Source organism: Porphyrobacter sp. MBR-155, assembly GCF_040547625.1.
Classification (GTDB): domain Bacteria; phylum Pseudomonadota; class Alphaproteobacteria; order Sphingomonadales; family Sphingomonadaceae; genus Erythrobacter.
This window is the reverse complement of the sequence record NZ_JBEPQB010000002.1, coordinates 140,055-162,435: the sequence shown is the minus strand read 5'-3', so window position 1 is coordinate 162,435 and position 22,381 is coordinate 140,055. Positions and strand designations below refer to the sequence as shown.

Annotated in this window: 19 protein-coding genes; 8 read left to right on the top strand and 11 right to left on the bottom strand. The window is 61.7% G+C overall.

Annotation, left to right across the window (positions count from 1 at the left end; genetic code table 11):
• Positions 1 to 34: 34 nt before the first annotated feature.
• Genes ABIE62_RS02565 through ABIE62_RS02550 form a run of 4 tightly spaced genes read right to left on the bottom strand, consistent with a single transcriptional unit; the run spans position 35 to position 6,590 of the window.
• A complete protein-coding gene (locus ABIE62_RS02565; RefSeq protein WP_354323293.1) occupies positions 35 to 1,231 on the bottom strand; it encodes an MFS transporter in 1,197 nt (398 codons plus the stop codon).
• Positions 1,228 to 2,283 carry a LacI family DNA-binding transcriptional regulator gene (locus ABIE62_RS02560; RefSeq protein WP_354323291.1) on the bottom strand — a complete coding sequence of 352 codons (1,056 nt, stop codon included), beginning with the start codon at positions 2,281 to 2,283 and terminating at the stop codon, positions 1,228 to 1,230. The genes ABIE62_RS02565 and ABIE62_RS02560 overlap by 4 nt, the downstream gene beginning before the upstream one ends.
• A 22-nt stretch (positions 2,284 to 2,305) precedes the next feature.
• Positions 2,306 to 3,283 carry a glycoside hydrolase family 16 protein gene (locus ABIE62_RS02555; RefSeq protein ID WP_354323290.1) on the bottom strand — a complete coding sequence of 326 codons (978 nt, stop codon included), beginning with the start codon at positions 3,281 to 3,283 and terminating at the stop codon, positions 2,306 to 2,308.
• A 13-nt stretch (positions 3,284 to 3,296) separates the two neighbouring features.
• Positions 3,297 to 6,590: a TonB-dependent receptor gene (locus tag ABIE62_RS02550; RefSeq protein WP_354323288.1), complete on the bottom strand. Its 3,294-nt coding sequence runs from the start codon at positions 6,588 to 6,590 to the stop codon at positions 3,297 to 3,299.
• A 195-nt stretch (positions 6,591 to 6,785) separates the two neighbouring features.
• On the opposite strand from ABIE62_RS02550, the gene ABIE62_RS02545 reads away from it, so the two are divergent.
• Entirely contained in the window at positions 6,786 to 8,291 is a 1,506-nt protein-coding gene (locus ABIE62_RS02545) for a tryptophan halogenase family protein (protein ID WP_354323287.1), read from the top strand.
• Positions 8,292 to 8,334: 43 nt separating this feature from the next.
• Here the strand turns inward: ABIE62_RS02545 and egtD are convergent, their stop codons facing one another.
• From egtD to ABIE62_RS02525, 4 genes are all read right to left on the bottom strand, one after another.
• Entirely contained in the window at positions 8,335 to 9,321 is a 987-nt protein-coding gene (egtD, locus tag ABIE62_RS02540; protein WP_354323285.1) for an L-histidine N(alpha)-methyltransferase, read from the bottom strand.
• Between the two features lies 1 nt (position 9,322).
• Positions 9,323 to 10,564, bottom strand: a complete 1,242-nt coding sequence (gene egtB / locus ABIE62_RS02535) for an ergothioneine biosynthesis protein EgtB (protein ID WP_454184777.1) — start codon at positions 10,562 to 10,564, stop codon at positions 9,323 to 9,325.
• 83 nt (positions 10,565 to 10,647) lie between these two features.
• Positions 10,648 to 12,027: a class II 3-deoxy-7-phosphoheptulonate synthase gene (locus tag ABIE62_RS02530; protein WP_454184776.1), complete on the bottom strand. Its 1,380-nt coding sequence runs from the start codon at positions 12,025 to 12,027 to the stop codon at positions 10,648 to 10,650.
• Positions 12,028 to 12,168: 141 nt separating this feature from the next.
• Entirely contained in the window at positions 12,169 to 15,183 is a 3,015-nt protein-coding gene (locus ABIE62_RS02525) for a M16 family metallopeptidase (protein ID WP_354323282.1), read from the bottom strand.
• A gap of 94 nt (positions 15,184 to 15,277) precedes the next feature.
• On the opposite strand from ABIE62_RS02525, the gene ABIE62_RS02520 reads away from it, so the two are divergent.
• The 7 genes from ABIE62_RS02520 to ABIE62_RS02490 all read left to right on the top strand — a co-directional run bounded on the left by ABIE62_RS02520 (position 15,278) and on the right by ABIE62_RS02490 (position 19,670).
• Positions 15,278 to 15,856, top strand: a complete 579-nt coding sequence (locus ABIE62_RS02520) for a NifU family protein (RefSeq protein WP_354323280.1) — start codon at positions 15,278 to 15,280, stop codon at positions 15,854 to 15,856.
• The gene (locus tag ABIE62_RS02515) at positions 15,853 to 16,461 is read left to right on the top strand and encodes a malonic semialdehyde reductase (protein WP_354323279.1); all 609 of its coding nucleotides are present in this window, start codon (positions 15,853 to 15,855) and stop codon (positions 16,459 to 16,461) included. The genes ABIE62_RS02520 and ABIE62_RS02515 overlap by 4 nt, the downstream gene beginning before the upstream one ends.
• Before the next feature lie 54 nt (positions 16,462 to 16,515).
• Positions 16,516 to 17,148, top strand: a complete 633-nt coding sequence (tsaB, locus tag ABIE62_RS02510; RefSeq protein WP_354323277.1) for a tRNA (adenosine(37)-N6)-threonylcarbamoyltransferase complex dimerization subunit type 1 TsaB — start codon at positions 16,516 to 16,518, stop codon at positions 17,146 to 17,148.
• On the top strand, positions 17,145 to 17,621 hold the full coding sequence (locus ABIE62_RS02505; protein WP_354323275.1) for a GNAT family N-acetyltransferase: 477 nt from the start codon (positions 17,145 to 17,147) through the stop codon (positions 17,619 to 17,621). Before tsaB ends, ABIE62_RS02505 begins: the two co-directional genes overlap by 4 nt.
• A 116-nt stretch (positions 17,622 to 17,737) precedes the next feature.
• On the top strand, positions 17,738 to 18,181 hold the full coding sequence (locus tag ABIE62_RS02500; RefSeq protein ID WP_354323273.1) for a Ros/MucR family transcriptional regulator: 444 nt from the start codon (positions 17,738 to 17,740) through the stop codon (positions 18,179 to 18,181).
• A gap of 162 nt (positions 18,182 to 18,343) precedes the next feature.
• On the top strand, positions 18,344 to 18,766 hold the full coding sequence (locus ABIE62_RS02495) for a Fur family transcriptional regulator (protein ID WP_354323271.1): 423 nt from the start codon (positions 18,344 to 18,346) through the stop codon (positions 18,764 to 18,766).
• Positions 18,759 to 19,670: a lysophospholipid acyltransferase family protein gene (locus tag ABIE62_RS02490; RefSeq protein WP_354323269.1), complete on the top strand. Its 912-nt coding sequence runs from the start codon at positions 18,759 to 18,761 to the stop codon at positions 19,668 to 19,670. The genes ABIE62_RS02495 and ABIE62_RS02490 overlap by 8 nt, the downstream gene beginning before the upstream one ends.
• A gap of 7 nt (positions 19,671 to 19,677) precedes the next feature.
• On the opposite strand, the gene ABIE62_RS02485 is transcribed toward ABIE62_RS02490, so the two are convergent.
• The 3 genes from ABIE62_RS02485 to ybeY form a co-directional block, all read right to left on the bottom strand.
• Positions 19,678 to 20,562: a LysR substrate-binding domain-containing protein gene (locus ABIE62_RS02485; protein WP_354323267.1), complete on the bottom strand. Its 885-nt coding sequence runs from the start codon at positions 20,560 to 20,562 to the stop codon at positions 19,678 to 19,680.
• A gap of 93 nt (positions 20,563 to 20,655) precedes the next feature.
• Positions 20,656 to 21,585, bottom strand: coding sequence for a hemolysin family protein (locus ABIE62_RS02480; RefSeq protein ID WP_354323265.1), 930 nt, complete (start codon positions 21,583 to 21,585; stop codon positions 20,656 to 20,658).
• A 26-nt stretch (positions 21,586 to 21,611) separates the two neighbouring features.
• Positions 21,612 to 22,091 carry an rRNA maturation RNase YbeY gene (gene ybeY / locus ABIE62_RS02475; RefSeq protein WP_354323263.1) on the bottom strand — a complete coding sequence of 160 codons (480 nt, stop codon included), beginning with the start codon at positions 22,089 to 22,091 and terminating at the stop codon, positions 21,612 to 21,614.
• Positions 22,092 to 22,381 lie beyond the last annotated feature (290 nt).

Genomic DNA, 22,381 nt, shown 5'->3' with positions numbered 1-22,381 from the left:
CCGCGCCCGCTTTGGCAAGTATCAAGCGCAAGCTTCACGCGCGGCGCATGACGGCGGTGAGCAATGCGGCGCTCATCAGCGACAGGGCCGCGAACAACACAAACAGCGCTGAATAGCCGAAGCTGGGCACCAGCAGCACTGTCAGCCACGGCATCACCATGCCCGGCACGGTGTTGGTAAGGTTGAACAGCCCAAGATCGCGCCCGCGATGCTGCGGCGCGGGCAGCACGCGCAATGTCTGGCCGGAATGAAGCGCAAGGAAAATCGCCGCCGCGAGGCCAAACAAGACATAGCCAGCAATCGCCATTTCCAGCGTGCCTGCCGCCGCCATCACCAGCATCCCGGCAGTGCACAGCAGCGCGCAGGCGACCAGCGGCAGTATCGGGCGCGCGTGGCGATCCGACCAGCGGCCCAGCAACAACGACAGCGGCACCGCGCAGACCAGCACCATGCTGAAGATATTGGCCGCGCCGTTTTCAGGATAATCGGGCGCCAGCGAACGCAGCCAATAGAGCAGGAAAGCAAACATCCCGCCCTCTGCCACCTGCACCAGCAGCCGCGCGATCCACATCCTTACCACCACCCGGTCACGCAGCCGCAGCGGATCGCCTGTCGGCACAACCGGCTGCATCAGTTCACCACGCACCCGCCCACCGCCCAGCACCACGGCGGGCAGCACCAGCGCAGTCACCAGCAACGCCACCAGCCCCAGCCGCGCATCGGGCGGAACCAGCCCGGCAAACGTGACCACCGACCCAGCAATCGCCCCCAGCGCCGGGGCCAGCGCCAATGCCCCGCCCAGCACGCCTTTCTGGCTATCGGGGAAGCAATCGCCCGCCCACGCCATCAGCGGGGCGAGCATCAGGTTGAGCGCGACCTGCCACGCCATGATCAGCAGCACCAATTCTGCAATCGAATCCGCCCTGCCGATAGCGATCAGCGCGATGTTCGAGGCAATCAGCCCAGCGATTATCCAAGGGCGGCGCATAGTGCTGCGGTCGCTAAGCGCACCCACGGCGATATTGGCAAGACTGGCCATGACCGCGCCCAAAAAGGACACCTGCGCCAACGCGGCGACATCTTCGCCGCCCTGCAATGTGACGATCTGCTGCGGCAACAGCACCGTCAGCAACGGGACATAGGCCACCGCGCCCCCTGCGGCAGCAAGCGCGAACAGCACAAGGAACCAGCGCGGCTGGCGTTCCGGTAAAACGACGAAAGGCGCGATCAAGCTGTGCCCGGCGCAGGTGCGGTGGACGAACGTTCAACCAGCGCCGCAGCGACTTCGATTACCGTGTCGCTGTCACTATCTTCACCGCGCGCAATCAACTGTTCGACCGCGCGTGATACCGTTTCGGCAATCGGCTGATCAATCGCCGTCAGCGGCGGCTGAGAGAAGCGCACGATCGGGGTGTTGTCGAAGGAAATCAGCGAAAGATCGCGCGGTACGTTCAGCCCGCGATCACGCGCCACTTCGAGCGCGGCCAGCGCCATCTGGTCGCTGCTGGCGATGATCGCGGTAAGATCAGGGTTGCGATCAAGCAAAGCGCGCGCCGCGCGGGTGCCCGATTCATAGCCGAAATCGCCCACTTCCAGCAGCCCTTCGCTGGGGATGCCGTGATCGCCCAGCGCGCGCCGCCAGCCATCGATGCGCCATGCGCTAAGGCTATATTGCGATGGCCCCGCGATCATCGCGATGCGGCGATGGCCGAGTTCGATCAAGCGGCTGGTGGCGAGATGCGCAGCGCCTTCATCGCCCATCGTCAGCGGGATCCCCGGCCCCGGCGCATTCGATCCGATCCGCGCAAACGGAATCGCGCGCGCGGCCAGCAATTCGGTAATCAACCGGTTTTCCGAATGCGGCGGGGTCAGGATCACGCCGTCGGGCTGCAGCGCGGAAATCGCCGCGCCCAATTCGCGTTCGACATGATCGGAATGGGTATCGACCAGTTCCACCATCATCCGGTAACCGTGCTTGGAACAGGTCAAAATCCCGCCCAGCAGCATCTGGTCAACCCAGTCAGTGCCGCGCCGCTCGCTCCAGTCAGCCAGCGTGCGTTCGCGGTCGTTGATGGCAAGGATGATGTAGGAACGCGACCCGCTCATCCGCTGCGCGGCGAGCGAGGGGACGTAGCCCAGCCGTTCAATCGAAGCGCGCACCTTGTCGCGCAATTGCGGGCGCACGTTCGGCCCGCCGTTGACCACCCGGCTTACCGTCTGAAGCGAGACGCCCGCATCCCCGGCCACGTCCTTGATCGTGACTGCTTTGCGCACCCGCGCCATTACGCACCCGTTCCCATCCTGCCTACCGCATGCACGCGCGCCCCCGATCGGGATCTTCGGCGCATTGGTAAACCCTGATCCAATCGATTGCGAATTGCGCGGGAAAGCTCTTGGCCGCAACCCCCTTGGCATTGTTTTCTTCTGCCAGGCGTCCGCCCACGGCAAGGTTGGCCATGACATAGAACGGCTGATCGAACGGGGCTGCGGCATTGCCCTTGGCACGCGGCGATGCGCTATCCCATTGATCTGATGTGACAGTCAGATGGACACGGTCATCGACCAGGAACCGGATCAGACCTTCGCCCCATTCAACCGCATAGACGTGGAAATCGTCCGACGGCAACGCCCCATCGGGCAGCGTGGTGCGGCCATCGACCAAGCGATTGCGGGGCGGCAGATCACCGAAATGCAGCGCGCTGATCGTGCGGTTTTCACCCCGGCCGCCATCGCACAGCTTGCACTTGGCACCAATATTGACCGCCTCAAGGATGTCGATCTCGCCCGACAGCGGCCATCTTCCATAGGCGTCGGCATCAGGCATCATCCACACCGCAGACCACGGGCCCTGCCCCGGCGGCACCTTGGCGCGCACTTCGATCCGGCCATAACGCCACGCGTGCAGCCCGCGCGTGCGCACCTTGCCCGAGGTGTAGCTTTGAGTCAGCTGAGGGTTGGGATTTTCGGCAATTTCAGGCGGACGCGCCGGGCCGGTGAAACGTTCCTTGCGCGCTTTGAGCAGCAGCATCCCGCCTTCAACCGCGATGTTTTCGGGCCGATCAGTGTAGCATTGGCGTTCGAAATTGCCCCCGCCCCAGCATGACACCTCGGGCGTCCACTTGCTGCGGTCAAGGCTGTCGCCGTCGAACTCGTCAGCCCACGCCAGCTTCCACCCGGCCCCTTCCAACGGGGCGAGGGCTACCGGAGCCTCGGCGGCACTTGACCCCGCGAACAGGAGCAGGGCCGCTGCCAGCATTCCTGCTTTAAGCGGCCCTGTTATCATCACTATTTCCTCGTCAGAAATCAAACCGCGCAAGGAAGGTGTAACGGCGATCGTTGCGGAACGCCGAGCGCGTTACCCTGGTCCCGTCAAAGTCGATCACCTGGCTGGTGCGCGTTACCTCATCCAGCAGGTTCACACCCTGCACGCCCAGCTTCACCCCGTCCATCACCGTTACAAAGATCGACGCATCCAATTGCCCAGTCGATTCGCCCCAAATTGGCGAGAACGGGAAGATATCATCGCGCGGGGTGATCAGGAATGCTGATCGCCAGTTATAGGCCGCACGGGCCGACAACCAATCCTTTTCATAGAACAGCGTGGCATTGATCGTGCTCTTGGAAATACCCGCCAGCGGCTGACCCGGAGCAAACGGGCCGAGCGTCCCGGCAAGATCAGTATTGCTGAAACCGCCACCATCAACATAGGTATAGGTCAACTGCGTCCCCAAGCCGCTGAGCACGCCCGGCAGGAAATCATAGGTCTGCTGATAAGCGATTTCCACGCCCTTCAGCGTGCCGTTCTGCGAATTGACCGGGCCATTGACCTCAACATCAAGCGACGATCCGCCCGGGCTGACGAAGTTGACCAGGGCAAACCCGTTATCAACAATCCCGCTGATGTCCTTGATAAACCCGTTAAGCGTCAACGATCCAACCCTATCGAAATACCATTCGACGGAAAGATCGTAGTTCCACGATTCAATCGGACGCAAATTGCGGTTGCCGGTAGATAATTGGAACAATGGGCCGGTTTCCAGCGTACCACCAGCGAGCAAATCACCGGTATTATCGCCAATCGCACCGCCAGATCGGAACGCGCCCAGATCGGGACGACTCAACCCCTTCGACACTGCTCCACGGAACAACAACCCGCCACCGACATCAAGCAGCGCATTAAAGCTGGGCAGCCAGTTATCAAACGTGACATCCCGATCATCAATGACCACCTCACCTGTATGCGCTGCGGCAAATTCCGCGAGCCGCGCAGGCGATAGACCGCAGAACCCCGGAGTGTTGCCCGGAGGTGCGCGACCACAGGATTCCTCAACTTCGGAAACCTGCACCACCCCGTCACCATTGCCGCCCGCGCCCACGTCATCAAAAAACGCGCCGTTGGGAAAGCCGATGATTCCGGCGGTCTTCACTTCGGTTTCCACATAACGAAGGCCGAAATTGCCGATCAGTTTCCAGCCATTGCTGAAATCAGTACCATAATCGATCCGGCCATAGGCGGCTCTGGTAATCTCAGACACGGCCGAAATCTCAGGCGTGCAGAACGGATCGCACGGCGTTACCTCACCCGTCACGGCATTGTTGAACGTGCGGTTGTTGACGCCAAAAAACGGGTTGGGCGTCTGTGAAAAAGTATTGATTTCGCGCGCTTGTTCTTCTGACAGGCCCGACAGGTATTCGCCAAGCAAATCATCGCCGCCAAAGAAGAACCCGCCACCCGGCAAGGGTGCTGGTGCGCCGCCACGCTGAAAGCCATCGTCAAACGGCGTGCGCAAGTTCGCCGCATCGGGGAAATCATCGACAAAGGCCCCGCCTGCAATCGCAAAATCCTGCCCCGGAAGTCCGGTGAAGAAACGTCCCGGTTGAAACCCGCCGGTGGCGGCACAGCCCGGCCCGTCATTCCACGGCGCGCAGCCCGCGCGACCCGTCCACGGAGCAGACAGATTCCCCCAGGTGCTGAAATTGGTGTCGCGCGTTACCCGGTCACGATCAGACCAGCGCGCACCAAATTTGGCCGTTTTGAAGAAGCCTTCGTCGCTGATGTCATATTCGGCATCAAGCCGCAGGCTATCAAGCTGGCCTTCATTACGCGCCTTGCTGTCGAGCAGAAACCAAAAGAAAGTGTTTTCCCCGCTGGTGAAGAAATCACTGGGTGATCCCGGAGGTGCCAGGAATTCGACCTGCGGCGTGCTGCGGCTCGCATCAATCGCAACATTGGCCCATGTGATCATCGTGCCAATGATCGAATCCTGCTCCAGGTCAGAGTCGATCCGCTGGGCTTCGAAATTCACCCGAAACCGGTCAGTGACGCTCCAGTCAATGTCGATCGAGAAATCTTCGGTCGTCGAATCGGTGAAGCGCTGAAACCGCAAAAGTTCGAGCGGAATACCGCCGCGCCCGAACGGGGTGGCGAATGCATCCCCGATCCGCTGACTAAGAATGCCGCGCTGGAAAATACCGTTTTCATCAAATTCGAACGTGCTGCCTGCCGCCGGAACCGGGAACAGCAGATCATCATTGACCAGCGCAATCGCTGCCGCTTCATCAGTATCAAAACTGGTTTCGGCGCGCAGCCATTCAAAGGTGACGAGGAAATCGCCGCCGGGGCTTTCGTACTGGAGCACCCCTGAAAATGCTTCACGGTCACGTTCCAGTTCGGTCGTCCGCACGCCCGCACCCTTGGGCACCACGACCGACCCCGCTGGCGGGAAATTGGCTTCGTCAAACACAGGATCACCGTCAAAGCCGCCACTATTCACCGGCACGACCCGGATACACGGCCCATCAAGGCTTGGTGCGCGGAAGCACGGATCGCCCAATTGCGAGGCATCGGTGCGGCTGACCAGCTCTGAATTGGCATAGCCGAACTGCACACCAAAAGAGCCTACACCCGTTTCAAAGGTGGTTGACCCATTGAACGAGAAACCCGGTGACCATTCTTCGGCAAGATCGCCGTAATTGCCTTCAATCGTTCCCGCGATATGGGTGCCGCGCCGATCAAGCGGTTTGCGGGTGACGAGGTTCACGGTGCCCGCGATCCCGCCTTCGACCATGTCGGCGGTGAGGTTCTTGAACACCTCGACCCGGCCCAGCAATTCGGGCGAGACATCGTTGAAGCTGAGAACGGTGCCACCCGTGGCCGAGAAAATGTCGCGGCCGTTCAGTTCCGATCGCACAAACGGCAGACCGCGCACGATCACCCCGGTGCCTTCGACCGAGAAACGGTCAGGGTCGGACGGCTTTTCGAAACGCCCGATATTCACGCCCGGCACGCGCTGCAAAGCTTCTGCGACCGAACGATCAGGCAATGCGCCGATATCTTCGGCGGTGATCACGTCAACAAAGGTGTCAGCATTACGCTTGATATTCTGCGCCGATTGCAGCGCGGCGCGGAAGCCCGAAACGATGATCTCGCCAGCAACCGGCTCTGCTGCAGCAACGTCTTCAGCAGGCGGCTCGTCTGCGCTTGCATCCTGCGCAAGCGCTGGCGAAGCGAGTGCCGCCGACAAGGCGAGGCACGACGCGGTGCCGAGAGCAAAAATACGCCGCGACGGCGCAACCGGTGCGAATTGCATGATGTTTCAGACCTCCCCTTGTCCCGTGATAGATTCGTGCCGATCACTGGGTGTTGACGCGACGTTTGTAACGCATCTTGAGAGCGTTCTCAAGACTTGAAATCTCTACACGCTATTGCATTCTTGCAACACTTGGCGAGACCGGGGAAACGCGCGATAATACCCGTCAAGCGCACGGTCGGGATTGAGGAAATCATGCAAATTCAACGTATAATCATCGTTGGTGGGGGCACAGCCGGGTGGATGGCGGCCGCTGCGCTATCGCGGATCAAGGCTGGACGGCCTGTAGAAATTACGCTGATCGAATCCGAAGCGATCGGCACGGTTGGCGTGGGTGAGGCAACGATTCCACCTTTCGTCGGCTTCAACGATCTGCTCGGCGTCAACGAGGCCGAAATGCTCGCCGCGGTCGGGGGCACGTTCAAGCTGGGCATTCAGTTCGAAAATTGGAACCGCATCGGCGACAGCTACATTCACCCCTTCGGCGCTTATGGATACACCATGGGCGGGATTTCGTTTCACCATGTCTGGCACCGCATGGCGAATGCGGGAGACAAGCGCCCGATCCAGGTTTTCAACCTTGAAACAATGGCTGCCTATTTCGGCAAGTTCGCCCGCACGCAGGATTTCGCGCGCGACGATCTGCCGCCGGTCAATTACGCCTATCACCTCGATGCGACCCGCTATGCCGCTTTTCTCAGGCGCTTTGCCGAAGCGCGCGGCGTGGTGCGGCAGGAAGGCAGGATCGCCGATGTCGCGCTGGATGGCGAAACCGGGTTTGTCACCACCGTCACGCTGGATGATCGGCAGCAATTCGCAGGCGATCTGTTCATCGATTGCTCGGGTTTTCGCGGGCTGCTGATCGAACAGGCTTTGCAGACCGGCTATGATGACTGGAGCCATTACCTTCCGTGCAACCGCGCGGTTGCGCTGCCCTGCCAGCGCGAAGATGGCAGCCCGCCCCCGCCCTTCACCCGCGCCACCGCACACCGCGCAGGCTGGCAATGGCAGGTGCCGCTGCAACACCGCAACGGCAATGGGCACGTCTATTGCTCCAGCTTTATGGAGGATCAGGAAGCGCTCGACATCCTTGTCGGCAATATCGCGGGCAAACCGCAGGCCGAACCCAATTTCCTGCGCTTCGTTACCGGCCGGCGCAAGAAGTTCTGGAACAAGAACGTGGTCGCGCTCGGGCTGGCGGCGGGCTTCATGGAGCCGCTCGAATCCACCTCGATCCACCTCGTCAATACCGGGATCGACAAGCTGATTTCACTGTTGTCGCTGGATGGCATCACGCAGGCGCAGGAAGATGCCTTCAACCGCCTGACCGCGCGAGAATATGGCCGCATCCGCGATTTCCTGATCCTGCATTACAACGCCACATCACGCGATGATTCCGATTTCTGGAACTACGTTCGCACGATGGAAGTGCCCGAATCGCTGACCGAGAAGATCGAGATATTCAAAGCCAACGGCCAGATCTTCCGCGAAGAGGATGAATTATTCACCGAAACCAGCTGGGCGGCGGTGATGATGGGTCAAGGGATCCAAATGGGCGGGCGCAATGCGATGACCGACGCGCTTGATCCGGCCAAGACCCGCGAGGAAGCCGACGAGATGGAGAAATCCATCCGCTATCTGGTGCAGCACATGCCGGGGCACGGCGATTACGTGGCGCGGTATTGCCCAGCGGAGACGTAACGCGCCGCACGGCATCGGCACGCAATCGAAAGGGCCGAGGGTTTCAGGGGGCCGAGCGTGGCGGACACGCTTCGGCCAACAGTAGCAGGAATTGCCCTGCGCTATCGGCCCACCGCGCGCGCGGTTCCCACCCCGCGCTCGCCAACAGCATCTGAGCCGAACGGCGGGTGAACTTGTGGCTGTTTTCGGTGTGGATGCTTTCCCCGCTGCGAAGCGTAAAGCGCTGCCCGCTGATCGTGAACGTCATGTCGGCGGCGGCGACCAAGTGCATTTCGATCCGCGCAAATGTATCGTTCCAGCGCGCTTCGTGGCGGAATTGGTCGACCGGAATATCGCCTGCAAGCTCCCGGTTGATCCGGGTCAGCAGGTTGCGGTTGAACGCTGCCGTGACCCCCGCCGCATCATCATAGGCGGCCTTCAACACCGCTTCGTCCTTGACGAGATCCATGCCGATCAGCAGTAGCGCGCCTTCACCCAGCGTTTCGCGCATCGATCGCAGCAGATCAGTGGCAGTGCGCGCGATCATGTTGCCGATGGTCGATCCGGGGAAAAAGCCGAGCTTGGGCAGGTCTGCAACCGCACCGGGCAATTCAACCCGGCGCATGAAATCAGCCTCAACCGGGTAAACCGGAAGACCCGGAAACTTCGCCGCCAGATCAGCCGCCGCCGCGCGCAGAAAATCGCCTGCGATATCAAGTGGAACATAGGCCGATGGCGCAATCGCGGATAATAGCAGCGGGGTCTTGACCGAAGAGCCAGAGCCAAACTCCACCACCGCACGGCCCGGCCCAATCAAATCGGCCATCGCGCCCGCGCGCTCGGTCAGGATTTCGGTTTCGGCGCGGGTCGGGTAATATTCGGGCTGCTGGGTTATATCTTCAAACAGTTGCGATCCGACATCATCATAGAACCAGCGCGCCGGGATCGCTTTTTGCGGTTCGGCCAGCCCCGCCAGCACGTCTGCCCGGAAGGCGCGATCAACCCCGGCGGAATCGCGCTCAACCAGCTTCAGCCCTCTATTCGTCGTCATCTCAAACATCCTTGGCCAGCCGCAGGCCGGTGAATTGCCAGCGCTGCTGGGGGTAGAAGAAATTGCGGTATGACGCGCGCGAATGTCCGCGCACCGTCGCGCAGCTCGCTCCGCGCAGCACCACCTGCCCGCTCATGAATTTGCCGTTATATTCGCCCACTGCTCCTTCGGCGATGCGAAAGCCGGGATAGGGCAGGTAGGCTGAGCGGGTGAACTGCCAGCAATCACCGAACAGGTGCTGCCCGCCCTGCGGGAGTGGCGGCGCGGCGCCATCAAGCTGATTGCCAGTGGCGGGATTATGGCTGGCCGCTATCGCCTCCCACTCGAACTCGGTCGGCAGGCGGCGGCCCGCCCAGGTGGCAAAGGCATCCGCCTCATAATACGAGATATGGCTGACCGGCGCATTGGCATCGCGTGGCTGCCAGCCTTGGTGGGTGAAATGCTGATCATCACGCCAATATAGCGGCGCGGCTATGCCTTGCGCCTGCACCCAGCCCCAGCCATCAGACAGCCACAGCCGCGCATCGCGATAGCCGCCGTCAGCGATGAAGCCATCCCATTCGCCATTGGTCACCAAGCGGTCAGCGAGCGCAAACGGTTCAATCAACACGCGGTGACGCGGGCCTTCATTGTCGAAGGCGAAGCCGTCACCCTGGTGGCCGACAAGCGCGATCCCGCCGGGGTGCTGGTGCCAGCCCATCGCCGCAGTAGGCGCTGCGGAAGGCGCTGCGCCATCCCATATCGCCGGGCCAAGCGGGTTCTGGAATAGCGCGTGTTTGATATCGGTCAGCAGCAATTCGATGTGCTGTTGTTCATGCGCAACGCCCAATGCGATCAGGCCGCTGAGCGCCGGATCATCCAGCAGCGGCGTCATCGCGTCATTCACCGCTGCGCGCCATTCCAGCACCTCGGCCAGCGTCGGGCGTGACAGCATCCCGCGCTGCCCCCGCGCCATCCGCGCGCCTTCGGCCTCGTAATAGGAATTGAACAGGAACGGCCATTCGTCGCGCCACAACCGATAGCCCGGCGCATGATCGCGTAGCAGGAACGTCTCCCAGAACCACGTCGTATGCGCGAGGTGCCACTTGGCAGGAGAGGCATCCTCCATCGATTGCAGGCTGGCATCGGCATCGCTGAGCGGGCGAACCAATGCCTCGGTCAGCGTACGGGTGGCACGAAAACTTTCACCCAATGTTGCCGCATCTGCGCCGCTGATGGGATTTTGCCGTTCGCCACGAGGCACGCGCGTCTCCTGTTGCCGCCTTGCTTCAACACATCAGCCACTGCCCGCAGGCGGTGACAATTCAAAGCCGCAGCGCGCCGCGTTCAGGCCGCGTTGGCGCTGATCCCGGCATCACGTTCACCCGCCGCTTCATTGAGCATTTCTGCAACCAGAAACGCCAGTTCGAGCGATTGTTCCGCATTCAGGCGCGGGTCGCAATGGGTGTGATAGCGATCGCCAAGGCGTTCCTCGGTAATCGCCACCGCGCCGCCAACGCATTCGGTCACGTCCTGCCCGGTCATTTCGATATGGATGCCGCCGGGGTGCGTGCCTTCGGCGCGATGCACCGCGAAAAAGCCCTTCACTTCGCGCAGGATGCGGTCGAACGGGCGGGTTTTGAAGCCGGTGTCGGATTTCACCACGTTGCCGTGCATCGGATCGCAGCTCCACACCACCGGATGCCCTTCCCGCTCCACCGCGCGCACCAGCCGCGGCAGGCCATCTTCAACCTTGTCATGCCCGAACCGGCTGATCAGCGTGATCCGCCCGGCCTCACGCTTGGGGTTGAGTTCGTCGAGCAGCGCCAGCAACGCGTCCGGTTCCAGCGTCGGCCCGCATTTCATCCCCAGCGGATTGCCGATCCCGCGCGCGTATTCGATATGCGCAGAGCCGGGGAAGCGGGTGCGATCCCCGATCCACAACATATGCGCGCTGGTCGCATACCAATCACCGGTGAGCGAATCCTGCCGGGTCATCGCCTGTTCGTAAGGCAGCAGCAGACTTTCGTGGCTGGTGTAGAAACTGGTGCCCTGCAATTGTGGGACAGTTGCCGGGTCAACCCCGCAAGCCTCCATGAAATCGAGCGCTTCGCCGATCCGGTCGGCCATTTCGCTGAACTTTTCGGTCCACGGGGTGCGGCCCATGAAATCGAGCGTCCACTGATGCACCTGGCGCAGGTTGGCATAGCCGCCATTGGCGAAGGCGCGCAGCAGGTTCAATGTCGCGGCGGCCTGCGAATAGGCGCGCACCATCCGCGCCGGATCATTGCGGCGCGACACAGGATCAAATTCGATCCCGTTGATATTGTCGCCAAGGTAGCTTGGCAGGGTCACGCCATCGATCGTTTCGGTCGGGGCAGAACGCGGCTTGGCGAACTGGCCCGCCATGCGGCCCACCTTCACCACCGGACGTTTGCTGGCGAAGGTCATCACCACCGCCATCTGCAAAATCGCGCGGAAGGTGTCGCGGATGTTGTTGGGGTGAAATTCAGCAAAACTTTCCGCGCAGTCCCCGCCTTGCAGCAGAAAACCGTGGCCATTGGCGACATCGGCCAGATCGGCCTTCAATGCGCGCGCCTCGCCCGCGAACACCAGCGGGGGATAGTTTGAAAGGGTTTGCTCTGCCGCTGCCAGTTCGGCTGCATCCTCGTAATGCGGCAGGTGGCGCGCTTCGTGCGCCTTCCAGCTATCCGGGGTCCAGGTCATCGGCACAGTCAAAACTCTTTCATGGCTTGGCGCGCAAGGTTCGCGCGGGCCCGCCCGCTACAGGAGGCACGATTGAATTGTAAAGCCGCAACGGTGTGTAGCACAACTTTATTTCCCGACCACACTATGCGGCAGAGCCGATCAACGGCCTGTCATGCCCCCTCTGGCACCAGCGGCACTCGCCCCGCCAACCGGCGCTTCAGCCAAGGTCTGGCCTTCGGGGATGATCGCCAAACGATACGGCGCTCCGTTGGCAAAATAACGGTCGGCCAGAAACTGCATCACCTGCGGGCTGGTCTGCGAATAATCGGCCAGCAGCGTGCGCAACAATCCCACGCGCCGCGGATCGAACGCTGCGCCTTCGAGGTTATACAGCCAGAACTGGTTGCCCGTCGAGGCGCGCCGGATCAGCTGACCGAGCGGTTCGGTCACTCGCTCCAATTCGTCGGCTGTGGGCGGGTTGGCGGCCAAATCTTTGGCAATGCGGTCAGCCTCGGCAAAGAACACGGGCACGAATTCCGGCTCCAGCTGCGCCAGCGCAGTGATCCGTCCGCCGCTGGCAATATCCGCAGGCCAGCGCGAAAACACCTGCGGCGAATAGCTGGCCCCGGCGCGTTCCCGCAGCGCTTCGAGCAGGCGGTTGTTGAACAGCTGGGTGAGGATTTCAAGCTGGCGGCCTTCGCGCAAGGCATCAACCCCGCCCCCGCTGGGCCATGCGACCACAGCGGCGGCCTGATTGGCATCGCCGCGATGGGTGACGATGGCCGGACGATCACCCGCCACCGCGAACGACGGCACCCGCGCAGCCACATCGGGCGCAATCGGTTCGCGCGGCGGCAAGGCGCCAAAGGTCAGGCGCAGTTGCTCGATCACGGCAGGCTGATCAAATTCGCCAAATACCAGCACCTCGACCGGGCCTTGTTTGAGCAATGGCTCCCACACCGCACGAAAGCCTTCGGGGGTGACATCGCGCAGGGCCGCCGGGTCGGGCGTGGCAAACCGCTGATCGCCGCCGGTGACAAGGTATTCCAGATCACGGTTGAGAATGCCGCCGGGGCTGGTCGAATAGGTGTTGTAAGCAAGTTCTGCCGCTGCCCTGGCGCGGATCACCGGATCCTTGTCCCAGCGCGGCATCCCCAGCTTGGCTGCGAACAGATAGAGCTGATCGACAACGTCTTCCGACCGGGTCTGGGCGGTGAAGGTGAACACCGCTTCATCAATGCCGAAATCAAACCCAAGCTTGCGCCCGGTTGCCAGCCGGTCAATCTCGTTCTGGCCCAATTCGCCAAGTCCCGAGCCGACCAGCGCAGCCTCACCCAGCGCAGCATAGACTGCACTATCCTTGTCGAACGCCCGGTAGCCCGCGCCAAACCGCACACGCACCGTCACCCGGCCGGGTTCGGCATCATTGGCCCACACCAGCGCCTTTACGCCGTTGGCGAAATCGATCTGTTCGACATCAAGCAGGCCGAGCGGCTTTTGCTCGGTAATGATGCCCGGTTCGCCGACCGGGGGAAGTTCGTCGAACGAAATCGTCTGCGCGGCCAGCCTGGCGCTGCCATCGACCACCGCTTCGCGCGCCAAGGCCAGCCGCAGCATATCGGCGTCAGCTTCGCCCGGCGTGGGCGTTACATAGACCGACCGCGTAACAGTGCCATCAAACAGCGCCTTGGTGCGCGCCAGCACTTCGTCGGGATTGAGCCGCGCCGTCATCCCGCGAAACACATTGAGCACCACGTCCGGCGCAGCCACGGTTTCACGGATATCGACCGCATTGACGAGGTTGTTGGCAAGGTCGGAGCCTGACTGCACGCTTTCCTGTTCGACCTGATTGGCGAACACCACGTCGAATTCGGCGGCTTCGCGGTCAATCTCCTCCTGCGTGGGCGGATTGGTCAGCGCGTCGGCGATGACGCTGCGCACATCGGCAAGCGCCGCCTGCCAATCGCTTGTCAGCGGCGCAAAGGTGACGAAGGTCGCATCGGTGGAACGCGAAACGTCGTCCTGCTGCACCTGCGCATACAGGAAACTGCCCCCGCCGCGCGCGCGCGCTTCAAGCCGGCGGTTGATGATCGACTGCGCAACCGCATCGATCAGCAGGCCTTCATTATAGACGATGGTATCTTCAACCTGCCGCCACGGACGCATAACCGCATAGGTCAGGCTGCGCGGCAGATCGGGTTCAACCCCCACCGCAAGCTCACCAATCGGGGTGCCTTCAACCGGGTTTTCAGGCGCGGCTGCGGGCGCAACCGGATCGCCGAAATCGGGTGTGACACTGGGTTTGCCCTTGCCTTCCCAGTCGCCGAACCACTGTTCAACCAGCCCTGCCAACACCATCGGATCAGCATCGCCGACAACCACGATCACGGCGTTTTCCGGACGATACCAGCGATCATAGAACGCCTTGACGTCCTTGCCGTTGGCGGCCCGCAGCGTTTCATCAGTGCCGATCGGATTGCGCGCGGCGAGCCGCTGTCCGGCAAAGAAGGTCTGCCGGGTCAGATCGGCAATCCGCAGCCCCGCCCCGCCGCGTTCACGCTTTTCAGCCAGCACGATCGGGCGTTCGGCGGCAACGTTGGCATCATTCAGCACCGGTTCGCGGATCATGCCCGACAACAGCTTGAAACTTTCCGACAGCTTGGCCTGATCAATATTGGGAATATCCAGCTTGTAGGCGGTGTGGGTCGGGCTGGTTTCGGCATTGGCATCGCTGCCAAAGGTTGCGCCCAGCCGCTGCCATGCGGCAATCGCCTCAGCCTGTTTCAGATATTTGCTTTCGCGGAACAGCAGGTGTTCGAGCAGGTGGGCAAAGCCTTGTTCTGCGTCTTTTTCGTGCAGCGACCCGGCATCAATGCGCACCCGGATCGAAACTTGTTGGGGCGGCACGCCGTTGCCGCGCACGGCATAGCGCAGGCCGTTCTTCATTTCGCCAAACAGCCATTGTTCATCAACCGGGACATCGCTGCCCCGATACAGCCACGGCACTTCGCCATTGACCTGAAGCGCGCGCGGGGCCGGGATCGCTGGTTCAGCCGGGGCCTGCACCGCCTCAGGTGCAGGCGCAGCGGTTTGCTGGGCAAATGCCGGTTGGAGCAGCGCAGCAGGCGCAAGCAAAAGAACGAAAGCGCGGCTGGCGCGGGATAACAACGTCATACCCGGCTTATAGAGGGCCGAAGTGTGAAGCGATAGTGAATGTGTGTGCCCGCGCGCCCTTGCCGCATCGACTTGCGGCACCTAAATTGCGGTCATGTTCATAGAAACCGAAACCACGCCCAACCCTGCTGCGCTGAAATTCCTGCCTGGTCAGGCCGTCATGGACGCAGGCAGCCGCGAATTTTCCACCCCCGAAGCCGCCGAGGCAAGCCCGCTTGCCCAGGCGATTTTTGACACGGGCGAAGTCGTCAACGTGTTTTTCGGCGCCGATTTCGTCAGCGTCACTGCCGCGCCGGGGGCCAATTGGAGCGCGCTGAAACCGCAGGTCATTGCCATCCTGCTCGATCATTTCGTGTCCGAAGCGCCGCTATTTGCCGGCGGCAGCGCGCACGGCATTGCCGTCCCGCCCGACAACGATCTGGCGGTCGAAGAACGCGCCGAGGATGCCGAGGTGATCGCGGCGATCAACGAACTGCTCGAAACCCGCGTCCGCCCGGCGGTGGCGGGCGACGGCGGCGATATCGCCTATCGCGGCTTTCGCGACGGGGTGGTGTATCTGACGCTGCAAGGTTCCTGCGCAGGCTGCCCTTCAAGCACCGCAACATTGAAGCACGGGATCGAAGGCCTGCTGAAACATTACGTCCCCGAAGTCACAGAGGTTCGCGCAGCATGACCGTGCAATTTCACGACCAAGTGCTGTCGGACGCAGCGCTCGCACAGCTGTTCAACGAAGCGCGCAGCTACAATGGCTGGCTCGACAAGCCGGTTTCGGACGCGCAGATCCACGCGATCTGGGATCTGGTGAAAATGGCCCCCACCTCGGCCAATATGCAGCCGGTGCGGATTGTGTGGGTGAAATCGGCCGGCGCGAAGGCCAAGCTGGCCGACTGCGTGATGGAGGGCAACAAGGCCAAGGTGCTGACCGCCCCCGTCACCGCCGTGATTGGTTACGATATCGATTTTCACGAACAGCTGCCGTGGCTGTTCCCGCATACCGATGCCAAAAGCTGGTTCGAAGGTGACGAGGCCGGGCGCGAGGAAGGTGCGTTCCGCAATTCATCCTTGCAGGGCGCCTACCTGATGCTGGCAGCGCGGGCGCTGGGGCTGGATTGCGGGCCGATGTCGGGGTTCGATGCCGATGCCGTCAACGCCGCGTTCTTTGCCGATCAACCGCGCCACCGGGTCAATTTCATCTGCGCGGTTGGCTATGGCGATCCGGCCAGCATTTTTGACCGTAGCCCGCGTCCGGACTTCGCGCGCTTCAACCGCATCGCCTGATCCGCCGCATCTGCCGCTTGCACAGCGCGGCAGCGTGAGGCATCGCGCACCGCAATGCGCGTGCTTGCCATCGAAACCGCTTCCGAAGCGTGTTCCATCGCCCTGTTTGATGGCGAGGCAATCGTTGCGCATGATCACCGGCTGATCGGCCGCGGCCATGCCGAAGCCTTGGTTCCGATGATCGCCGCCCTACCGGAGAGGGGGCGCGCGAATCGCATTTTCGTTTCACTTGGCCCCGGCAGCTTCACCGGCGTGCGCATCGGCCTCGCCGCCGCGCGGGCGCTGGGGTTCGCGTGGGGGGCCGAAGTGCTGGGCTACCCAACGCTCGCGCTGGCCGCCGCACAGGCTCAGCATATCCATCCCGCGCAGGCCGTGACGATTTGCATGAACGGCGGGCATGGCGAATGGTTCGTCGCGGATTTCGGCGCTGATGGATTGCCGCAGGGCCAGACCTCCTCGCTGACGCCCGATGCGGCGCGCGCGCGCCAAACTCACCCGCTGGTTGCGGGCAACCGTGCAGCGGCGCTGGCCGCATTGCACACAGATCAGGGCATTACAGCGATCGACCTGCTGCCCGATGCCACTGCGGTGCGATTGCTCAATCCCCGGCTGCTGACGCGCAACCTCGCCCCGATCTATGGTCGCGGGCCGGATGCTACCCCATTGGCGCAGCAGGGGCGGACATGACCCCCTGCCCGCACCTCGTCGACCGGATCATGGCGGTGATGGAAACCGCATTTGACCCGGCCTTTGGTGAAGCGTGGAACCGGCGGCAGGTCGTCGATGCGCTGACCGTGCCTTCCACCCATGCATTGGTGGTTGATGCTGATGGCGCCGTAATCCCCGATGGGCCAGCACCCCGCGCAACGCCTGCGGGTTTCGTGCTTACCCGCCATGTGCTTGATGAAGAAGAGTTGTTGCTAATCGCGGTCGCTCCCGACGCACGGCGACGCGGCATCGGCGCGGGTTTGATCGAATACCTGTTCGCCGCAGCCCGCACGCGCGGAATTGGCCGTATCTTCCTAGAAATGCGGCGCGGCAATCCGGCAATTCATCTCTATATCAAACTCGGTTTTGAACCGATCGGCGTTCGAAAGAACTATTACCGAATGGTAAATGGCGATAAAATTGATGCTATTACTTTTGGCCGGTCAATCTAGTTCGGCTCAACCTGTCGCATAATCGGGATTATGCAAAGCAAGCCTGTTGCAAAAACTGTATGCGTGCGTCATGAGCCAAGAACCGGCGCAAATTCACCGACGCCCTAGAGGAAGCCATGCAGGATCTGGAACTTGAAATGAAAGAAACGCTTATCACACTGACAAGTGACATTGTCGCAGCTCATGTCAGCAACAATGATGTCGATGTTGCTGATCTGCCAAGCTTGATTACCAACGTCTATGGCGCGCTCGCCAATCTGGGCGAAAAGGTTGAAGTTGAAGTGCCCAAGCCGCAGCCTGCCGTCGCGATCCGTAATTCGATCAAGCCGGATTACATCGTCTGCCTTGAAGACGGCAAGAAGCTCAAGATGCTCAAGCGTTACCTGCGCACGAATTACAACATGACCCCCGAAGAATATCGCGCACGCTGGGGCCTCGCCGCTGATTATCCGATGGTTGCGCCCAATTACGCGGAAAAGCGCCGCGAACTCGCCAAGAAGATCGGCCTTGGTCGCAAACCCGGAACCGTCGTGCGCCCGCGCCGCGCAAAGAAGGCCTGATCCCGGCCAAAGGTCGCCTATCCTTGGCTGGCAAGGCCGCCTCTGTTGAGAGGGTGTCCGTGCCAGCTTGAGCATGCAGCCTCATCCCTATAAGGATGGGGCTGCTTTGCTATCAAATGGTCGATCCGGTTTCGGGCGGCGTGTGCGGCGATGGAGCTTTCGTTGAACCAGAAAATCGATCTCGAACAACTCTGCGCCGAAAAAGGTCTGCGCATCACCGAACAACGCCGGGTGATTGCCAAGGTGTTGTCGGAAAGCGATGATCATCCCGATGTCGAACTGCTTCACAGCCGCGCGGCGGAGGTCGATCCGGGGATTTCGATCGCCACGGTGTACCGCACGGTTCGGCTGTTCGAAGAGGCAGGCATTCTGGATCGCCATGATTTCGGTGATGGCCGATCGCGTTATGAACCCGTGCCCGAAGCGCACCACGATCACCTGATCGATGTCGAAACCGGCAAGGTTGTCGAATTCGTCGATCCCGAAGTTGAGGCATTGCAGCGCCAGATTGCCGAACGGCTGGGTTATCGGCTAGTCGATCACCGCATGGAGCTTTACGGCGTTCGCCTGTCGCGCAATGACTGACCCGGCTGTTCCGCCCGGCAACCACAAAGCCTCCGATCAGTGCGAACACGAACTTCGTCAGGCAGCAATCCGGGGGGAAAGCACCCCGGTTACATGGGCCGGATGGCTGCGTCTTGGCCTGCGCGCAGCGGCGTTGGTCTGCCTGCTTTTGACGCTTTTGCCGCTGCACTATCTCTACCGGACGCTCGCCTATGGCTCGCCCTTCCCGATGCTGTTCCTGCGCTATGCTGCCCGGATTTGCGGCGCGCGGGTTACTGTGATCGGCACACATCTGCGACGTGATGTGTTCTATGTCGCCAATCACCTGTCGTGGGTGGATATACTTGCGGTGGCTGGGGCAAGCGGCACCGCCTTTGTCGCTAAGGCTGAACTCGCCGAAGCGCCGGTGGTCGGCTGGCTGGCCCGGCTTAACCGGACAGTATTCGTCAAACGCGAACACCGCATGGGTGTGGCCGAACAGATCAACGCCTTGAAAGAGGCACTGTTCGATAACTGGTCAGTCACGGTGTTCCCCGAAGGCACAACCACCGATGGCCAATCGCTGCTGCCGTTCAAGACTTCGATGTTGTCGGTGCTCGAACCGCCGCCGCCCGGTGTGCTGGTGCAGCCGGTGATCCTCGATTATGGCGCGGCCGCGGAATGGATCGGCTGGATCGGCGAGGAAAGCGGCGTCAACAACGCCAAGCGGGTATTGTCACGCAGGGGCACTTTCCGGCTCAAAGTGCATTTCCTCGAACCTTTCAGCCCCGAAGATTTTCGCGGAAGAAAGGCAATCGGCATGGAATCGCGCCGCCGGATCGAAGAAGGTCTGGTGGCGATACTCGGTCGCCCGCTGCGGCCGTTTGCGCACACTGTCCCGCCCGTGCGTTATGAACCGCGCCCGGAAAGCCAGCCCGTCGATTAGAGCGATTCTACAGCCCCGCGCGCACCAACCAATCGTGGAAGATCCGCACCGGTCGGCTTTCCAGCGCAACCGGTCGGCACACGAACCAGTAGCTATAGGGGCTTTCCACGGGCTTGCCGGGCAGGTTGATTAGCCGGCTATCATTGGCGCGGCGCAGGTGATCATCGTGCATGATCGCAATGCCAAGCCCCTGTGCGGCGGCCTCCAGCATCAATTGACCCGAATCGTAATGATCGATGGCGGCAGGGTTCATGTTGTCGAGATCGTTTGCCTTTTTCCATGCGGCGAAGCTTTCGGGCAGTTCGTTGTGGATCAGGAAGGTCTGCCTGGCCATCGTCTCGGGCGTGATGTTCGGCCCGATCGCCCGCGCCACGTCCTTGCTGCAGATCGCATGGACAAGATTGTGGTCGAGCCGCACCGCGTGCAGCCCGCTGGCCGGGCCGCGCGACAGGATGATCGCGGCGTCCAGCGTGTCGCCCACCCGGTCTTCAAGATGCGGGGCAGTGTCAATGTCGATATGCAGCAGCGGGTGGCGCTGGCGCAATTCGCCCAGCCGCGGGAACAATCGCTGGCTGCCGAACATCGGCAACACGCCCAGCCGCAGGCGCAACAGCGCGATATTGTCCGACTGGCTTTCCACCGCACGGGCGAGCGCCTCCATATGCGGGTTCACCGCTTCGTAGAACGCCTGGCCCTCATCGGTCAGCTGCATCGACTGGCGCGCGCGGGTGAACAGTTTCTTGCCGACGAATTCTTCCAGATTGCTGATCCGTCGCGACAATGCCGAGGGGCTGAGACCGATCTCCTCGGCCGCCGCCCGCGCCGAACCGAGCCGGACAGTGCGCATAAATGCTTCAAGCGCGCGAAGCGGGGGCAGGCGGCGTACGGGCATCAAACATCTCCTTGCTGGCAGGAGATACGCCAAAATCGCAGCTTGGATGCAAAAAATCGAAGAAAAATTGCATCCCCAGTGTCAGCGTTGCGCCTACTGCACGTCACCCGCTGCTGCCGGAGGGTGCAGCCGCAGCCGCGTTACATGGGTTTCGTCGCCCGCAGTAACTTCAATCCGCCAACCACTCGCGTGTTCCAGCACCGTGCCGACCGGCGGCACCGCCTCGGCCAGCACGAAGGCCAGCCCACCCAGCGTATCGACCGCTTCTTCAACCTCAGCCAGGCGCGGATCGACCTGCACGGCGACATCATCGAGCTCCGCGCGGGCATCACAATCCCACATCCCTTCACCGATCGGAACGATCAACGCTTGGGGCGCATCATCATGCTCATCCTCGATATCGCCGACGATCTCTTCGACCAGATCCTCGATCGTGATCAGCCCGTCGGTGCCCGAAAACTCATCGAGCACGATCGCAAGGTGCACGCGCTGGGTGCGCATATCGGCCAGCACATCCAGCGCCCCGCGCGCCTGCGGCACATACAGCGGCTGGCGCATCAATGTCGTCCAGTCATCGGGCGGCTGGGTGCCATTGGCGAGGAAGGGGAAAATATCCTTGATGTGGATCATCCCGATCACGCTATCGAGCGTTTCGCGGTACACCGGCATGCGCGAATGGCCGTGTTCGCTGAAGGCGGCGACCATTTCGGCCCAGCTGATGTCGGCATCCACCGCGATGATCTCGCCGCGCGGCACCGCCACGTCATCGGCGTCATGTTCGGAGAAATGCAGCAGGTTGCGCAACATCTGGCGTTCAACCCGCGACAGGTCGCCGCGCGCGGTGCTGCGGTCTTCGCCGCCCACAGAGTCATTCTCGTCCTCGTGCTCGTCGATCGCCTCTTCGAGCTGTTCACGCAAGGAACGCTCCGCTTCGAAGCCCAGGATCTTTCGCAAGGCAGGCCAAAGCCCGCTGCTACTGTCCGCGTCTCCCGATTGAGGCGCAGAAGATGAAGAATCGGCCATGGCCTTAGAAACAGCTCCTTGGGTTGCTATTCGCCATATGGGTCAGGGATACCCAGTTTTGCAAGTATCACCGTTTCCAACGCTTCCATTTGTTCGGCCTGTGCGTCAGAATCGACATGATCGTGGCCCGCGAGATGCAGGAGGCCGTGGACGATCAGGTGGGCGGCGTGGGCTTCCAGGCTGACGCCCTTGTCCGCCGCCTCGCGCGCGCAGGTTTCGTAAGCCAGCGCGATATCGCCAAGCATGACGGGCGGGCCGTCCGGCGCAAGTTGGCTGAGTTCATCGCGCACCAGCATCGGGAAACTGAGCACATTGGTGGGCTTGTCGCGCTGCCGCCATTCGCGGTTGAGTGCGTGGACTTCGGCATCGGAAGTGAACAGCAGGCTCGCCATCAGGCGCGGGTTGGCCAGCAACGGCTCGCCCTCGCCCGCAGCCTGCGCCGCACGCTCCGCCAGCGCCTCCCACTCGCCCGCAGGCCAGCCTTCGATGTCGATATCAAGCTGCATGGCGCGCCTGTAGGAGACACATGTTACACTGTCCTGAAGCAGAAAACCGGTCCTTACAAAGCCGCCTGCGACGCAGGTGCAACGGGCAAGGGCGAGAAGCGTGGTTCATGCAGCCGCAGGGTAGCGCGAAAGCCGCAAGGTAGGAAAGGGAAACGCTTCAACCCGCCCCGCCCATGTCAGCTTTCAGGAGAGCGATGGAGGATGGCAAATGGCGGGGATTGGGTGGAACCCTGCCATCTTAATTCTGGCAAAAGTCCGCTCACCCTAACAGGGTCTTCGAATGTGTTAGT

Excerpts from the sequence above, each read along its gene's own strand:
- ABIE62_RS02560 (WP_354323291.1), bottom strand. The coding sequence starts at position 2,283 with ATGGCGCGGGTGCGCAAAGCAGTCACGATCAAGGACGTGGCCGGGGAT.
- ABIE62_RS02555 (WP_354323290.1), bottom strand. The coding sequence starts at position 3,283 with ATGATAACAGGGCCGCTTAAAGCAGGAATGCTGGCAGCGGCCCTGCTC.
- ABIE62_RS02550 (WP_354323288.1), bottom strand. The coding sequence starts at position 6,590 with ATGCAATTCGCACCGGTTGCGCCGTCGCGGCGTATTTTTGCTCTCGGC.
- ABIE62_RS02545 (WP_354323287.1), top strand. The coding sequence starts at position 6,786 with ATGCAAATTCAACGTATAATCATCGTTGGTGGGGGCACAGCCGGGTGG.
- egtD (WP_354323285.1), bottom strand. The coding sequence starts at position 9,321 with ATGACGACGAATAGAGGGCTGAAGCTGGTTGAGCGCGATTCCGCCGGG.
- ABIE62_RS02530 (WP_454184776.1), bottom strand. The coding sequence starts at position 12,027 with ATGACCTGGACCCCGGATAGCTGGAAGGCGCACGAAGCGCGCCACCTG.
- ABIE62_RS02525 (WP_354323282.1), bottom strand. The coding sequence starts at position 15,183 with ATGACGTTGTTATCCCGCGCCAGCCGCGCTTTCGTTCTTTTGCTTGCG.
- ABIE62_RS02520 (WP_354323280.1), top strand. The coding sequence starts at position 15,278 with ATGTTCATAGAAACCGAAACCACGCCCAACCCTGCTGCGCTGAAATTC.
- ABIE62_RS02515 (WP_354323279.1), top strand. The coding sequence starts at position 15,853 with ATGACCGTGCAATTTCACGACCAAGTGCTGTCGGACGCAGCGCTCGCA.
- tsaB (WP_354323277.1), top strand. The coding sequence starts at position 16,516 with ATGCGCGTGCTTGCCATCGAAACCGCTTCCGAAGCGTGTTCCATCGCC.
- ABIE62_RS02505 (WP_354323275.1), top strand. The coding sequence starts at position 17,145 with ATGACCCCCTGCCCGCACCTCGTCGACCGGATCATGGCGGTGATGGAA.
- ABIE62_RS02500 (WP_354323273.1), top strand. The coding sequence starts at position 17,738 with ATGCAGGATCTGGAACTTGAAATGAAAGAAACGCTTATCACACTGACA.
- ABIE62_RS02490 (WP_354323269.1), top strand. The coding sequence starts at position 18,759 with ATGACTGACCCGGCTGTTCCGCCCGGCAACCACAAAGCCTCCGATCAG.
- ABIE62_RS02485 (WP_354323267.1), bottom strand. The coding sequence starts at position 20,562 with ATGCCCGTACGCCGCCTGCCCCCGCTTCGCGCGCTTGAAGCATTTATG.
- ABIE62_RS02480 (WP_354323265.1), bottom strand. The coding sequence starts at position 21,585 with ATGGCCGATTCTTCATCTTCTGCGCCTCAATCGGGAGACGCGGACAGT.
- ybeY (WP_354323263.1), bottom strand. The coding sequence starts at position 22,091 with ATGCAGCTTGATATCGACATCGAAGGCTGGCCTGCGGGCGAGTGGGAG.